Here is a 14,766-nt window from a genome sequence, read left to right as displayed (position 1 = left end):
TATTCATACTGACGCACCCCACTAACTCCATTGCGAATTGCGAATTGGTATTAGACCACCTCGAAAGCAAGAGATCACAAAATTATTCTAAGTATGATGTTATTGTTTTGGGTACTTGCACCAAAATCCCTGAAATAACAACAAAATTGTTACATGACCTCTGGTTCACTGCCTACTAATCCCTTTGTGGCTGCGGGGATGATAGAAGACCCCAGATTATTTGTTGGTCGTAAAGATGAATTACACGCGATCGCCTACACACCACCTTAAATGCTTATACGATAAGTACGCACTATCCTGGGACTCATGAACCTACTTTCTTGAGACTCAAAATAAGACACCGGAGTAGTCAAAAATCCCAGGAACTTATGAGGTCAATAGGTAATATGAGACTATGCCCGGCATTATGAGTAATGCCGATTAAATTTTATACAAGCAACGGGGTCAAGGAACTTTGACAATTTTATGTTATTTGATTCTTAACTTGGAAACGGAACCACAATCATCAAATTGATGAGGTTTAGGCAGTAGCTTATCCTATGCTGAACAACTCCCCATAACCATACTCAATTAAATAAATTACTATTCTGGTTTTCGTCTCAATAAGTTTGGGCAAGTTTGAGGCTACTATTACAATGGAGACTATTCATCAGTGAGGGAAACCCATGACCCAAGTGGTTTTAGGAGAAAATGAAGGCATAGATTCAGCACTACGTCGGTTCAAACGTCAAGTTTCTAAGGCTGGTATATTAGCCGATGTTAAGTATCATCGGCACTTTGAAACACCGTTAGAAAGACGCAAACGCAAAGCAGTGGCAGCGAGACGCAAGCGCCGTTTTTAAATAAACCTCTTTTGTTGGTTTGGATAGGCGATGTTGGTTGAGAAAATGAACCAAGAACAAATAACAGTAAGTTGCCACTATTGTGACAATCAAAAAGTAAGATGTGCTGCACTCCAATGTGGGCTGTGAGTAGCTCATCTGAATGATAAATAAGTCTTATATAAGGTGTGACTTTGGTTGGATTGGACAAGCCATAGTCGTTAACCACCAACCAATGTTCAACACCTAAAAACTGGCGATTGCTTTAAGATTTAGGAGCCTCGACAGTATAACTATTGCAGCGATTCATCGCCTTTTCTACGCCTTGTTTGAGACTCAATTCTACGCATTCAACTACGAACTGCAAGACAAGGGACATGAGTTGAGTCTCGCTGGCAGAAAATTTTCCTAACACATGAGAAACAGTTTCTGAGTTATCGCCATTCACGGCATTTTTCGGCTTACCTATACCAATACGTAAGCGGGGGAAATTTTGCGTGCTAAGATGAGCGATCGCACTCTTCATGCCATTATGTCCCCCAGCCGACCCAGACAAGCGCAGACGAGTCTTACCCAAAGGCAAGTCTAGATCATCATAAATCACCAACACAGACTCACCTGACAATTTATACCAGCTTGTTACTGCTTGTATCGCTTGTCCTGAACGATTCATATAAGTTAGTGGCTTAAGCAAGCGAATTTTTACACCTCCAGGGGCAGTACCTTCACCGTATTGACCCTGAAATTTGCGATTTTCAGCCAAGGAAATATTCCAAGCACGAGCAAGAGCATCCACAGCTGCAAAGCCAATATTATGGCGAGTTTGGTCATATTTAGGCTCTGGATTCCCCAAGCCAACAATTAGCTGGGGAATCACCAAAGCAGGTTGCGTTACAGGTTCTGTCATCTATCTTGTTTACAATCAACCGCTTGCTGCACTTCCTTAGATAACGGGGGAAGAACCAGCACTATCTTGCTCAGATTTCACCGATTCAATTTGCTTGGGTTCAAGTTCAGCAGTCGTCTTTACAGCCTGTTCCAATTGTTCAGCTTCGCGCTTGAACTCGCTCTGAAACTCATTAGAGGCCTCTTGAAAACCGCGAATTGCTTTTCCCAAACTCCGACCAATTTCTGGCAATTTTTTTGGGCCAAAGATGAGTAGCGCCACTACCATAATTAGACCCATTTCCGGTAAACCAATACCAAATATATTCACGCGGGTTCTCCTGTTAAGTGTTTGGGCTTGGGGACTGGTGATTGGGTATTGGGGACTAGGTAGAATTTTTCACCCTACTCCTGACCACCCTTTTTTATAGACTAGGATTTACGCAACTAAGTTGTCTGTTGAGACTGGGTGTAAGGGTGTAGGGGTATAGGGGTGTAGGGGTTTTAAACATTTATACCCTTATACCCCTGTCCAAACCCCCGATTTTTCGTTTTCATGCGTAAGTCCTAGAGACTATATTCAAAAAGTTATCATTATTTCTATTCAAGAGTAACGTTTTCGGTATACCAACCACAAATAGAACTCAAAAATTCAAAATACCCTACGGGAAGCTAAAGCTACAAAATTCAAAATTCAAAATCAATTTTTTACACCCCTAAACCCCTAAACCCCTAAACCCACAAAAAAACCCGGATAGGCCGGGTGTAGACTAACTAATTAGTTAGCTTGGTTATTGTGTGTTGATAGCTACCAGCCAACTCTGACATCTTGAATCAAGATTGATTTGTTGTAGAGTTGCAAAATAATTAGCAGAAACACAAGAAACAGGGCCATAAAAACACCCATTACAGGGGTAGTTCCCCAGCCTGGAGCCACTTTACCATACTCAGAATTTAAAGGTCGCAGGATATCTCCCAACCTAGTGCGTTGTGCCATAGTTCACCTAAGATTAGTTGCCAAAGCTTTTTTTAATCTTCTGTAATATTCTATAAGAATAACATTCATCATCTATAACTCACTTATGGAACCCGCAATAGTTCTTATCATTTCTGTCGGTGCTGCTCTCGTCGCTGTTACTGGGTATGGGATTTACACCGCTTTTGGCCCTCCTAGCAGAGAATTGTCCGACCCTTTTGAAGATCATGAAGACTAAACAAGGTGTGGGAAATTGGGAGTAAGGAATGAGGTAATAGTGACGCTCACTCCTCAAATCTCTCGTTTCCTTCCTATTACCCCATCTCTAGCCTCTGACCTCTAAAACTTTAAAAGTCGCAATTTTCCAAGGTTCAATTGTGGAGATTTGTTGCTGAGATGAGAATTGGCTAATGGGGCGTTCCAGTAAATCTACTGGAATACCCAAGGTTAACTTTAAATCGCTCTGCAAAGATAATTCTGTAGTCACACCGTGAGATTCATAAAAGCGCAGAATTAATTGCTGCTGGTCGTCTTCCGATGGTTTGACAGCCATCAAGACCAAATTCTCGGCTGGTAAATTTAAAAAACTTGCTCTGTCTCTAGTGTTTGCTGTTGAGTTGGGAGTGTTGAGTTGGGAGTGTTGAGTTGGGTTTAATATTACTTGCAGGGGAATGTTTAATTCATATCCCTTTTGTACTGTGTGGGCTGATTCCCAGCTATCAGCGTGAGGATACACAGTATAAGTAAATTCGTGTATGCCTGTATCGGCTTCTGGGTCAGGCCAGGTAGGGCTACGGAGTAAGGTTAGCCTTAATAGCTGGGGTTGACTGTCGTAACCATATTTACAATCATTCAGTAAACTAACACCGTAAAGACAGTCATCTGTTTCTGCTGTTAAATCAGCCCAACGTAAAGCTGGGACTTCCCATTTTGCTTTATCCTGTGGGGTTTGGGGTTGAGTCGGGCGACGAATTGCACCGCAGGGAATTTCGTAGGTGGCAAAGTCGGCTGTAACGTTGAGAGGAAAAGCAGCTTTTACTACAACGTGTTTTTCTTGCCAATTTACTCTAGAAGCGATTTTTAATAGTGGTGAACCAACTTGCAAGATATAGTCTTGGCAAAATTCCGACTTACCCAATTGACGCACTACGCGGAGACAATTCTGTACAGTTCCTTGTTCTAACCACTGGATAGATTTGAGGTTAGTTGCTGGTAGGGGATGCTGACTATAATTGGGGTCGATATTCCAAGCATCCCAATATTGACCACTGTCTTTAAAAGCTTGTAGTTGATTACCCGCACCAGACAATACTTCTCGTTGATGAGTTTTGTCATAGATGCTTGATAAATCTCCAGTATCAGGATCTACGATAACGCGCAGGTATTCATTTTCGAGAATATAGTCTAGGGATGTGGGAGATGTGGGAGATGTGGGAGATGTGGGGGAAAGCCAAAAGAGGCGATAGCCTACAGAGGGAATATCTTCGGCGAGGAATAGTATGGTTGATGGTTCAGTTAATTGGGAAATGATTTGTTTGCCAGTAGTATCGTAGACTTGCCATTGTTGGTTAGGTGGTGGTGGGGGTAAGGTAATTGATACTACCTCAGAGCGCTGCCAGTTGAGAGAATTGAAAACGAAAATGGGTAAACTATCGGTTTTTGGTGGCTCTGGTAAGGTAAAGTGAGATGCGATCGCCTGTAATGATTCTTTTAATATTTTGGTTCCCGTTTGTTCGACTTGCTGCCATTCGGGCAAGGCATCTGTATATACTTGGGTAATGGAAGAACCAGGTAAAATATCGTGGAATTGGTTAAATAATACTTGCTTCCAAGCTGTTTCGATGTCGGATTTGGGATATGTCACGCCACAGATAAAAGCGGCCAAGGTAGCAAATAGTTCGGCTTGATATAGTAAATTTTCAGAATGCCGATTCCAGCGTTTTTGGTCTGCATGGGTAGTGTAACAGCCACGATGAAATTCTAGATATAGTTCATCATTCCATATAGGAAATGTTGACCGTTGACTATTGACCGTTGACTCTTGACTATTGACTATTGACTCTTGACTATTGACTCTTGACTGAACTTGCTGGAGATACTTTTCGGCGGTGATAAATTCTAAGTCTGGGAAAAATGGTGAAGTTTGCCAGCGTTGGGCGGTTTCTAACATATCACGGGTGGGGCCGCCGCCGTGGTCGCCAACACCAGGAAGCCATAAAGATTGAGTTAAGCAGGTTTGGGTTTGCCATTCTAGAGAATAGGCTGCCATTTTGATGGGGTCAATGCCTTCGCCTATGGTTGCAGACATAACACTTAATACTTGACTACCGTCAGGCGATCGCCACCAAAAAGCGCCATAATCAAATTTAGTAGTGTCGTTCCATCGTAATTTTTGCGTCACGAAATACTCAATACCTGCATTCGCCAAAAATTGCGGTAGGGTTGCACAAAAACCAAAGGTGTCGGGAACCCAAACCACAGTCGTCAGTTTGTCGAATTTTTCTTGGAAATAGCGTTGACCGTATAGTAACTGACGGACTATGGATTCGCCAGCGATTAAATTGAGGTCAGGTTCTACCCAAAAACCGCCGATAATTTCCCATTTTTTGGCAGCTACAGCTTGTTGAATCGCTGTAAATAAATCTGGACGATGTTCTTCAATCCAAGCATACAGGGCTGGGGTGGAATGACAGAAGATTAATTCGGGAAAATCTTGTTGTAGTTTGAGGACTGATGCAAAAGTGTTTTGGGCTGCATTCCAAGTTTCACTGACTGGCCATAGCCATGCTAAATCTAAATGAGCGTGACCTAATAAATAGATGTTAAATTTTGGGTCAGTGATAGAGAGATGATTTATCAGGTTTTGGCGGAAGGTAATTAGAGATTCTGGGTTGGAGGGATGAATTTCTGGGATTACTTGTGTGAGGATATTTAACTTTTCTGGGGCGAACTTTTCTAAATAAAGTTGTAATATTGCTAACTCATCGGCAATAAAACCAGGGTCAGGATAATTATAATCCGTAGACTCGTAGACAAGGAGCGATCGCACTAAAGCACCATCACAATGACCAGGACTCACCAGCCGCAAAGCCACTACAAATTCTTGTCCTGATGATACTTCCCGACTGAGTAAAACTCTAGGGGAACAATCAAATAAATCTCCTTCTAGCACTAATTTTCCATTCACATAGATTCTGGCAGAGTCCGCCCACCAAAGTAGAGACAGCCGCAAAGACAACCCCACCAAAGGATAATCATGTAAATTTTGGGGAACTACGAATTTCTGTTCTAGCCAAAGTACTTGCTGCCCACCAGTCCAAGCAATGTTACCCTTAGTGTCTAACTCTACAGGTTGCCAATTAGATACACTAGATGTAGCAACGCCAGTAATTTCTGTGTTCGAGTCCTGGTATAACCAAGTAGATTGAACATTAACTTGACAACAACTGCGTAATTTCTCAATTGCGTCTGAGATTAAATCTGTCTGATACTGAGATTCGGTAGGGGTCATATATTCGCTAAAATCAAAGCACTTACAAGAATTATTGAGATAGTAGTCAGAAGTCAGAATTGGGAATAAAGTTGTGTAAAACTGTTGGCAGGCTAGATTTTCCTACTTTATCCTTGACGAGAAAAGTAAAGCTGAGAATTTTTTGCTTTTCCATCTCTGGCGCTTATTATGTCTGTGCTGAATCCTGTATTCTAAATTTTGAATACATTTATATTGTTTGGCGGGAGTCTCAAAAATTAACAAGGCTCACACTAATTAGTTACTACCATGTCATCTGGTTCTTCTGGTCGTTATCAAAGCAGATTATTTAACTTTGTCAACCAGCAATCTCGGCGGTTGACGGAAAATTGGGGAAGTACCCTGCGGAATTTACAAGTTGCGACTAAGTGGGGTGTATCAGCACTACTTTATCCTGTGTTTATGTTTTTGCAGTCATCTGATTCATCGGTGAAAAAGTTATACACCAAAGAACCAGAATTGCGGAACAGGTTACAGCCTCATGATACTGACTTATTTTCCCCAACTCCCCTAGCTACTGATAGACCTATTCAGCGCGTATTAGAGTCTGTCCAATATTTATCACCAGAAGAAACCGATATCACGGCTTCCAGCACATCCAGATTTGCCAATATTCTGGAGTTATTGCAAGGGAAATTTCTTACCCATCGCCCAAACAAGCCTAAACTTTCACAATCCTTAACTATTTCAGACGCAAAGTTAGCAAACGTTAATCCCTCTCCCACAGAAAACATACTCCAACGCCATCTACCGATGGTTAGAGGAGTAGCCTCAGATGTAGTTAATCGTCAGTTGGTACTAGTCAGCACTAAGAACCAGATTCTCGATATTTTGACACCGCAACAACAAGCCAAATTAACAGACAGAATTCTCAGTGAAGTAGCTGAATATTGGCATTCTTGGCAATTAACTGAAGCGCAACAGCAAGCCCATTTACTACCAGAAATTAATCGGATATTAGCAAAGTTGACAGGCGAAAATGTGAGCAAAACGCCTGTAATTGCTGAGGGAATTACCAAAATAGTCCCGAACACAGGTAAAATGGTAGCTCTACTAGATGCAGCGATCGCTAAACTAGAACAAACTGCGATAGTCCCGACACAGCAACGCAGTCTAGAAATAATGCGAGTTGCCCAAACCCAAGTCAACATCTTTCTTTATGGCAAAGAACAGCTAAACTCCAGAAAAGAAATAGTAGCTAATCTTGAGAATACAGTTACCCAAAAACAAAATATTTCGGCTTTAATTGAAGCAGCCCTAAATTACTTCTTTGGTGTACCTAAATATAAAGTATTAGAGTCTAGCTTTTTTGAGCAAAAATTACTTGATAGTTATCAGTCACCGCATGAGTATTTCACAAACGACCCTTGGTTAGATTGGACTGATTTGTATGATGATGCTGAAAATCTTACAGCAAAGATTATGCAATCATCAAGAATCAAATCTAGTCTTCCTCTTCATAAATCGGTTGGTTTATCTGGACAGAAAAAACAGCCTACACCACAGCAAAAATCAACCTCTAGTTTGTTACCAAAGAAAAAACACACGTCGAAAAAAATTTCCTCTACAAAACAAATCCCAGCCTATCTCTCGCAACAGCAACCTTATCCCGACGCAAACCAAGCAGAAGCCCAACCAGACTGGATAGAAACGACAGCGACCGTATTAGGCTATGAAAAGCACCTCCTAGAATATATTCTGGAATGGTTAGATCGCGCTATTCTCTGGATAGAACAAATATTGACAAATATTTTTTACTTTTTGCAAGGTCTGTTGCGGGGTAAATAAAACTTAATTAGTTAGTGAGGTTATGATTTTTTGGTAATGGGTAATGGGTTGTTAATTTTTGCTATTAGCTATTACCAATGACCGATTACCAATCCCCACAAACTTAATTAGGTTCACACGCACAAGATATACTCTTTCACCACAGCATATGGTTAAGAAAATGTCGCAGTAGTTTTGAGCCTGTTGGTTCCTGATAATCTGTGGGTAACAAATCCTGCATTGCTTCTTGCAACTTATGTAACGCTACATCTACTTCTTGGCGGTTTGGTCTGTTAGTTTGGTCAAAATACAAAGGTTCACCAACCCGAACAGTTAATTCTTTGCCCCAATACAGGTCATGAGTACCGATTAAAGCTATTGGTACTATGGGTACGCCAGCCCTTAAGGCGTAAATCACAGTCCCTCGTTTTAGGGGGAGATGTAACTGACCCTCCACATTTCCCAGTCGTCCTTCAGGAAAAAGAATCATCCCGTCCCCTTGGGCTAAAATTCCTAAAACAATGCGGTCTATCTGTCGCAGTGTAGGTATATCTCCCCCAGTGGGTACAGTTTCCTCAATAGCTTGGGCTAATTCTGTCAGGTCTTGTCTTCCTGCTTTAGCTGCTTGAATGACGGCGATTTCTTCTTTCCATATCCTGGCTAAGGGAATCACCCCTCCAGCGAAACCCAAAATAAAACGCTTCCACCATTTGTTATAGAGGGTACGAGCATCGCCCACAATATAGTAGTGGGGTTGGGTGGGTATTTCTGCTAGCAGCAGCAGAGGGTCGAGATGGTGCAGATGATTAGCTGCGATAATAGCCGATGTTTGGGGAATATTTTCCAGATTTTCGACGCGTACCCGAAAGATAGCATGAATGAGCGATCGCAATACAAAACGACGTATCCCCCCATTGACTCTCGGTTCCATCTGCCCTTCATGCCTAGCTTCCAATCCAGCCAGAGTTTTAGCAATTATCTCACGCACCGCGCGATCGCCTGCTGCCGCCACCCCTTCCCGCACCCGCTTAATAGTTGCAGTCGTTAGGGATGGTAAGACTTCTGTTCGCGTAATAGTTTCTGGCTGGTCGTTGGATTTCACTTTATTTAAGCCTGACTGAGCAGATTTGTGAAAAAAACGTTTGATCAGCTAATAATTATTTAAATTGTATAGAGCAAGTAAAGAAAATGTTTGTTTAGCTTGCATTTCTTAATTTTGAATTTTGCGGAAAGTGGGCGGTGTCGGTTTCCGTCCCGCCCAACTTTCCAAGACGAATTTTGTAGCTTTAGCTTCCCGTAGGGTATTTAAAATTAATTCATGGTCTACCACAACGAAGGCGTATTTAAAAGTGTCGATGGACTTGAGCTTTATTATCAGAATTGGTATCCACAAGGCACAGCAAAAGCCATCTTGGTGATTGTGCATGGACTGGGAGGACACAGCGATAAATATAGCAATATCGTCAACCATCTAACAGCCAAAGAATATGCCGTTTATGGCTTAGATTTACGCGGTCATGGGCGATCGTCTGGACAACGTGGTCACATCAACGCCTGGGCTGATTTTCGTGGAGATTTGAGTGCTTTCTTAAAGCTAATCCAGACCCAGCAGCCCCAATCCCCAATTTTCTTACTAGGGCATAGTTTAGGTGCAGTAGTTGTCTGCGACTATATTTTACGCTGTCCCCAAGAAGCCGCAAAATTACAAGGTGCAATCGCCCTAGCACCAGCCATAGGCAAAGTCGGCGTGTCGAAATTCCGCTTACTTGTAGGTAAATTGCTTTCGCAAATATGGCCGCGCTTCTCCTTAACCACTGGACTTGACCTGAGTGCAGGTTCACGAGACGAGAAAGTTTTAGCCGCTTATACCCAAGACACCCTACGCCATAACCTTGGTAGCGCCCGTTTAGCCACAGAATACTTTGCCACCGTCGCCTGGATTCATGCTCATGCACCTGACTGGCAAATCCCACTGCTGATTCTTCACGGTAGCAGCGATCGCATCGCCTCACCCGAAGGCGGAGCAATTTTTTACAAATACGTAGGTTGTTCAGATAAGTTACGTATCGAATACCCAGAAGCCTATCATGACCTACAAGCAGACCTCAACTACCAACAAGTCCTAATTGACCTAGAAAACTGGCTAGAAAATCATTTGCCACAAATTCTTCCCTAAAGTACTTCTAGATCAAAAATTATTTATACTGACCGGAAGAGGCAGGGGGGAAGGGAGCAGGGAGCAGGGGGAGCAAACCCTTCCCCTCTGCGTGGAGCGGAACATGAAGAGAAGTCTGAGCGCCGGCTTCCGGCGATCAGAACTTCGGGGTACAAGCCCTGCCCTTCTAGGGCGCTTGACCGGGGCGGAGTACAAGCTCCGTCTCGGTTTTCCCCCTTGCTCCCTGCCCCCTGCCCCTTTTCCTCTTGTTGACGCGCCCTACCACACCATCAATTTTGGATAACTTATTTTTTGGTGTTTCCTAATCTTGGAAATCCCCTTAATTTTGCATTTTGTGGCGCTTGCGCTTCCCGTTCGTGTAGCGCCTCCAACAAGAGAAGAGTATTTGGAATTGTTCTTTCCCCAATCCCAAAATTTTTTTTCCTCGACCTATTGACATCACCTGAAAAATCCGTTAATTTATAAAAGGTCTGAGGTTGATGCCCCCATCGTCTAGAGGCCTAGGACACCTCCCTTTCACGGAGGTAACGGGGATTCGAATTCCCCTGGGGGTACTAAAAAATTAAATTTAAACTTTCTAAGTTTAAAGACCTATACTAGCCTAAACCCCTTCAGGATCATTCTTGAAGGGGTTTAAATTTGCACCTAGAGACTCTGGTTAGCCAAACACTCTACCCTTTGGTAAATTGCCAACAGGTTAGACCTAAGATCCTGACTCAGACGACGCTCAATAATAGTGATTGGCATCGTCAACTTAGGCCAAACTTGGATTGTGTAACACAGATCAGTACCAATTACATCACCGAGAGCATAGGGTTGTAAACACCAATTACCAGAAAAGCCTTTAAAATCTCCCTCAACCATTTGGAAATTTATTTCCTTGGGGAAGTATTCTTCCAAATCTAGAACTACACGGGCGCAAAATTTGAAATTGAGTAAGCGCTGAGAGCCTACTTGTTCCAGTCGGATACCACCATTAGGATGCTCAAGTAGGGAACTTTTAGCGAGGTTGGGAATAAAGTCAGCTAAGGCTTCATAATTTGTGAGTACCTGCCAAACTTGTTCCACTGGTTGGGGGATTTGGACTCTAGCCGTAATTTGCCGTTGTCGGTCGGCGATTTTCTCAACTTGGATTTCTACAGATGGTAGGTTGTCTGCACCTGCAACCAATTCACCATCTAAATCGGGGTTAAATTCCAAGTCTTCTGTAGGGTTGTATTGTTTAGTCACTTTCAGAATATGGTGTGCTTTCATCAGAAAACTGGGGCAAAGTTAGGGTAAAGCAAATTTCGCTGAGTTGAGAACCGGGAATAGGGTTACTTTCAACTGCGATCGCCCCGTTCAAGTGCTGTACTAAGGACTTGACTAAAGCGAGTCCCAAGCCAGTCCCTGGAGTCCAGCGACCTCCTCTACCGCGACGGAACCTATCAAATATATAGGTAGCCTCTTGTTCGGAGATGCCACGTCCTGTGTTAGTCACTTTAATCATAACTTGATCAACAAGCTGATCAACTTGATGACTGGCGTGCAGGTGAACGATAGTATCACGCTCCGAGTATGTATAGGCATTATTTAGTAGCTCATGCAGGATGCGGTCAAAACTTTCCAATTCGGTTTGGAGTTTTAACGGTTCATCCGGTATGTCTAAATCTATACTCAATCCTTTACCTGCCAGTTTGCTGGCTAAAGAATCCCTTAAATCTTGAATTTTGGCGTTTAAATTGATATTTTCCACCCGTGGTGGTTCTTGCTCAGACTCTAATTTCTGGAGAGTCAGCAAGTCATTAATTAAGTTGATTTCCTTAGCGCATTCGTTCTCTAGAATCTCTAAGTATTTCACCTGACGCTCTGCGGGGATTCCTGGAAGACGGAGATTTTTGATTGACATCATCATATTCGTCAACGGGTAGCGCAGGCGATCGCTGATATTGCTCATAAATTCGTCTTTGAGCTGGTTCAGTTCCCGCAACTGCTCCACATATTGCCGCGTTCTTTCATGAAGTTTTGCTTGCAGTTCCAAGCTACTTTGGAGCTTTGCCGTGCGCTCATCTACTAAAGTCTGGACTTGCCGCAGTGTTTTTGATTGAATAATGGCATTGCTAACTTGAGCGCAAACCATTTCCACCAAATTTAACTCAGACTGTTGCCAGTTACGCGCCACACCCTGCTGTAACACTAAAAATCCCAATATTTTGCCTTGGTTCTCTAATGGCATTAACAGTACGGCTGGCAGTTCTGTAATGGCAAATAAAGGAGCAACGGTAGAAGTATCCTGTAATTCTGAGTAATCATTAATGATGACTGGTTTACCCGCATCTTGGAACACCCTTTGACATAACCCACAATCAGCCAAGGAGAAAGATCCAGGCAAGGAATCTGTTTGATTGGCATTTTCCTTGCGCCATTCACCGACAACATCAGCTTTAGCTTGAGGAATTTGTTTTTTAATGGGAGTTCTAAATAGTGGATCTGTATATTTCAGTAGGATCAGCAAACCGCGATCTGCTTGTAAACACTCGGCAGTAGATGCTATGGCCAGTTGGAGCATTTGATTTAACTCCAAGTTGCTACGACTTAATATAGTTAGTTGTTTAATTAAGCTCTGATGTTGATTACTCTTTTGTAGGTGTTGCTGCTGAGAAGAAATCAACTGTGCTTGTGTTAACTGAGAAAAAGCGATCGCACAAGATGCTTCTATCGTCTTCAAGATTTTTTTGGCTGAATCATCCCAATCATGAGATTGAAATTTAATCAGACTAATTACACCATTAGTTTTGCCACCAAAGCGGGTAGAAATTGCCAACACGGCTTTGATTGGTAAGGGCAAATGTTGACATCCCACCACCAAACTATTCCGGATGATGGAAATCTCATCAATATTGCGTGGTTCTACCGCACATTGCAAAACTGGTAATTCCATCAAGAAACGTTCTGTAGAGAACATCTCATTAGACAGAGGTACTCCTAGAAATTCATCAGAACACCAGTTAGCTGTTGTTGTTTCCGTGGATTCTTCATTGGTAACTGTCACCAAGCAGCAACAATCTACATTTGTGACAGTCCCCACCAAGTGGGCTATCTCTTGCAGCATTGCTGCTGTTGCTGGACGACTGGCAACGATGTGATTAATTTTATGTGCCAACTCCTGGGCTGTTTCTTCCTGATGTTGCATCAGTTTGACTGGGTAGGGTTGTAGTCGCTCTGGTCCATCGGGGTACTGTGGCGGCAATAATAAACGCTTTTTCATTCCTAATATGCTCTGAGATTTTTACCCCATTGTTTATGCACCAAACTGTTTGGCATATTATTCACCTTGAGTTGTGTTGCTGCACCTGATGGATGGGAAATGTTTGATGAAAAATTTCTCTCATCTGTTATAGCCCCTTTCTATTGCAGATGATCAAGTTATCAGTAAATTAAACTAATTTATACAGTATTGTGACAGCCGACCAAGATGACTAAATGCCTGATCAAGCTACTATTTAGTTTCGCGTTGCCAGTCCAAATAGTAACTTGGACTCAGGATACCTTGTTTATAACTATACATAAACCGTAATTTCTCTAGATTGGCAACCATAACTTCATTGTGATTAACCGCATTAGTACTGTTGTGACTCAAATCACAAATGAAGATGTTGAGGAAAATTTTCACCAGCGTCGTTTTATTGTTGATGGCTCTGAATAACTGGGGAACACTCTGACATTCAAGTTATAGAAAAACTTTTGAAAACTAAATCAAGAATCATATGAGAAAAATTTATGGTTTTTCCATTTCCCTCTATAATATTCTATAGTTTTTTACTTATTACATTAATAGTGTGAGTATGTCAAGATCAGTGCTGAGTAGTAACTAAAGCATACTAACTTATTAAGCTAATAGCGAATACAGCCTAGTTACTCATCAGGGCAACTAGGCTGTATTCGGAAAAATGTAAAACTAGCCGGCTAAACTCTCGACACTGAGCGGAACCATATCGCCATTTCTGGTTAATCCTAATAACATGGGTTGTTGGGGTTGGATAAGTTGACCTGTGAGTACACAACGTTCTTCTTGTTGAGCTGTGGCGGCTATACTGGCACGAATATCGGCTCGTGAAAATCGCGGTTTCCACTCACCCGATTTTTGCTGCACATAATTCCAGAGGATATCGCGGATCAGTGCCTGATATCCTTGATTCCCAGCTATTTCTTTGAGTTTCTCTTTCAGTTCTCGCTCTAAACGGATGCTGGTAACTTCCATATCGGTTGTTGGGGTGCGAGCGATTGTGTGCATGATTTTTCTCCTTAAAGTATGGACAGGATAGTAATACAAGTGTAGTATGTTTAAAGAAATGTTCAATAGGTGAAATTTTCCGTGAAATCCATTTACCCCATTTCCACTCCCTTAGCGGCGACCAAATCCCCATTTAGTTGGGAATTTGGCGTTGCGGGAGTGGAGTATTTATTTATGGGCGATGGTAGCCGTGATGGCGCGCAAATCACTAATAGTAACCATGACTTTATTTATGTCAGCATTGATGGGCTGAATGCCAAACCACAATTAGATACAGGAAGCGGGAGGTACAGACAGAGATATGCTGTACCAAAATAAGACCAAAAATCTGACGGTCTA

Annotated in this window: 13 protein-coding genes and 1 tRNA gene; 6 read left to right on the top strand and 8 right to left on the bottom strand. The window is 42.4% G+C overall.

Translation table 11 applies throughout. The features are described 5' to 3' along the window. Positions 1-665 precede the first annotated feature (665 nt). On the top strand, positions 666-842 hold the full coding sequence (gene rpsU, locus ACM5QX_RS17085; protein ID WP_011321122.1) for a 30S ribosomal protein S21: 177 nt from the start codon (positions 666-668) through the stop codon (positions 840-842). A 244-nt stretch (positions 843-1,086) separates the two neighbouring features. Here rpsU and pth read toward each other — a convergent pair whose 3' ends face one another. From pth to psbH, 3 genes are all read right to left on the bottom strand, one after another. Continuing rightward, positions 1,087-1,728, bottom strand: a complete 642-nt coding sequence (gene pth / locus ACM5QX_RS17080) for an aminoacyl-tRNA hydrolase (protein WP_414754599.1) — start codon at positions 1,726-1,728, stop codon at positions 1,087-1,089. A gap of 36 nt (positions 1,729-1,764) precedes the next feature. Beyond that, positions 1,765-2,037, bottom strand: coding sequence for a TatA/E family twin arginine-targeting protein translocase (locus ACM5QX_RS17075; protein WP_011321124.1), 273 nt, complete (start codon positions 2,035-2,037; stop codon positions 1,765-1,767). Positions 2,038-2,514: 477 nt separating this feature from the next. Further along, complete coding sequence (gene psbH, locus ACM5QX_RS17070) at positions 2,515-2,703, bottom strand: photosystem II reaction center phosphoprotein PsbH (protein ID WP_010995020.1); 189 nt, start codon at positions 2,701-2,703, stop codon at positions 2,515-2,517. 85 nt (positions 2,704-2,788) lie between these two features. On the opposite strand from psbH, the gene psbN reads away from it, so the two are divergent. Beyond that, positions 2,789-2,920, top strand: a complete 132-nt coding sequence (gene psbN / locus ACM5QX_RS17065) for a photosystem II reaction center protein PsbN (protein WP_010995021.1) — start codon at positions 2,789-2,791, stop codon at positions 2,918-2,920. An 87-nt stretch (positions 2,921-3,007) separates the two neighbouring features. Here the strand turns inward: psbN and ACM5QX_RS17060 are convergent, their stop codons facing one another. After that, positions 3,008-6,193 carry an alpha-mannosidase gene (locus ACM5QX_RS17060; RefSeq protein WP_414754598.1) on the bottom strand — a complete coding sequence of 1,062 codons (3,186 nt, stop codon included), beginning with the start codon at positions 6,191-6,193 and terminating at the stop codon, positions 3,008-3,010. 267 nt (positions 6,194-6,460) lie between these two features. Here ACM5QX_RS17060 and ACM5QX_RS17055 point away from each other — a divergent pair, with 267 nt between their 5' ends. Continuing rightward, complete coding sequence (locus ACM5QX_RS17055) at positions 6,461-7,999, top strand: hypothetical protein (RefSeq protein WP_414754597.1); 1,539 nt, start codon at positions 6,461-6,463, stop codon at positions 7,997-7,999. 136 nt (positions 8,000-8,135) lie between these two features. On the opposite strand, the gene ACM5QX_RS17050 is transcribed toward ACM5QX_RS17055, so the two are convergent. Next, a complete protein-coding gene (locus tag ACM5QX_RS17050; RefSeq protein WP_414754596.1) occupies positions 8,136-9,080 on the bottom strand; it encodes a lysophospholipid acyltransferase family protein in 945 nt (314 codons plus the stop codon). A 216-nt stretch (positions 9,081-9,296) separates the two neighbouring features. Between ACM5QX_RS17050 and ACM5QX_RS17045 the strand changes: the two genes are divergently transcribed. Both ACM5QX_RS17045 and ACM5QX_RS17040 read left to right on the top strand, forming a co-directional pair. After that, the gene (locus tag ACM5QX_RS17045) at positions 9,297-10,154 is read left to right on the top strand and encodes a lysophospholipase (protein ID WP_414754595.1); all 858 of its coding nucleotides are present in this window, start codon (positions 9,297-9,299) and stop codon (positions 10,152-10,154) included. A gap of 481 nt (positions 10,155-10,635) precedes the next feature. Continuing rightward, positions 10,636-10,708 (top strand) — tRNA-Glu (locus ACM5QX_RS17040). A gap of 91 nt (positions 10,709-10,799) precedes the next feature. Here the strand turns inward: ACM5QX_RS17040 and ACM5QX_RS17035 are convergent. The 3 genes from ACM5QX_RS17035 to ACM5QX_RS17025 form a co-directional block, all read right to left on the bottom strand. Next, positions 10,800-11,408, bottom strand: coding sequence for an SRPBCC family protein (locus ACM5QX_RS17035; protein ID WP_011321129.1), 609 nt, complete (start codon positions 11,406-11,408; stop codon positions 10,800-10,802). Continuing rightward, the gene (locus ACM5QX_RS17030; protein ID WP_414754594.1) at positions 11,377-13,401 is read right to left on the bottom strand and encodes a GAF domain-containing protein; all 2,025 of its coding nucleotides are present in this window, start codon (positions 13,399-13,401) and stop codon (positions 11,377-11,379) included. The genes ACM5QX_RS17035 and ACM5QX_RS17030 overlap by 32 nt, the downstream gene beginning before the upstream one ends. Positions 13,402-14,091: 690 nt before the next feature. Continuing rightward, the gene (locus ACM5QX_RS17025; protein WP_011321131.1) at positions 14,092-14,427 is read right to left on the bottom strand and encodes a hypothetical protein; all 336 of its coding nucleotides are present in this window, start codon (positions 14,425-14,427) and stop codon (positions 14,092-14,094) included. A 69-nt stretch (positions 14,428-14,496) separates the two neighbouring features. Between ACM5QX_RS17025 and ACM5QX_RS17020 the strand changes: the two genes are divergently transcribed. Next, a complete protein-coding gene (locus ACM5QX_RS17020; RefSeq protein ID WP_414754593.1) occupies positions 14,497-14,745 on the top strand; it encodes a hypothetical protein in 249 nt (82 codons plus the stop codon). Positions 14,746-14,766 lie beyond the last annotated feature (21 nt).

The organism is Anabaena sp. CCY 9910 (assembly GCF_963920875.1).
In the GTDB taxonomy this organism is placed as follows: domain Bacteria; phylum Cyanobacteriota; class Cyanobacteriia; order Cyanobacteriales; family Nostocaceae; genus Trichormus; species Trichormus variabilis.
The sequence above is the reverse complement of the archived record's forward strand: the minus strand, read 5'-3'. Positions and strand labels throughout refer to the sequence as shown.

What these genes read in the sequence shown, in the direction of transcription:
- ACM5QX_RS17025 (WP_011321131.1), bottom strand. Translation starts at nt 14,427, where the DNA reads ATGCACACAATCGCTCGCACCCCAACAACCGATATGGAAGTTACCAGC.
- pth (WP_414754599.1), bottom strand. Translation starts at nt 1,728, where the DNA reads ATGACAGAACCTGTAACGCAACCTGCTTTGGTGATTCCCCAGCTAATT.
- ACM5QX_RS17045 (WP_414754595.1), top strand. Translation starts at nt 9,297, where the DNA reads ATGGTCTACCACAACGAAGGCGTATTTAAAAGTGTCGATGGACTTGAG.
- ACM5QX_RS17055 (WP_414754597.1), top strand. Translation starts at nt 6,461, where the DNA reads ATGTCATCTGGTTCTTCTGGTCGTTATCAAAGCAGATTATTTAACTTT.
- ACM5QX_RS17030 (WP_414754594.1), bottom strand. Translation starts at nt 13,401, where the DNA reads ATGAAAAAGCGTTTATTATTGCCGCCACAGTACCCCGATGGACCAGAG.
- psbH (WP_010995020.1), bottom strand. Translation starts at nt 2,703, where the DNA reads ATGGCACAACGCACTAGGTTGGGAGATATCCTGCGACCTTTAAATTCT.
- ACM5QX_RS17060 (WP_414754598.1), bottom strand. Translation starts at nt 6,193, where the DNA reads ATGACCCCTACCGAATCTCAGTATCAGACAGATTTAATCTCAGACGCA.
- psbN (WP_010995021.1), top strand. Translation starts at nt 2,789, where the DNA reads ATGGAACCCGCAATAGTTCTTATCATTTCTGTCGGTGCTGCTCTCGTC.
- ACM5QX_RS17035 (WP_011321129.1), bottom strand. Translation starts at nt 11,408, where the DNA reads ATGAAAGCACACCATATTCTGAAAGTGACTAAACAATACAACCCTACA.
- rpsU (WP_011321122.1), top strand. Translation starts at nt 666, where the DNA reads ATGACCCAAGTGGTTTTAGGAGAAAATGAAGGCATAGATTCAGCACTA.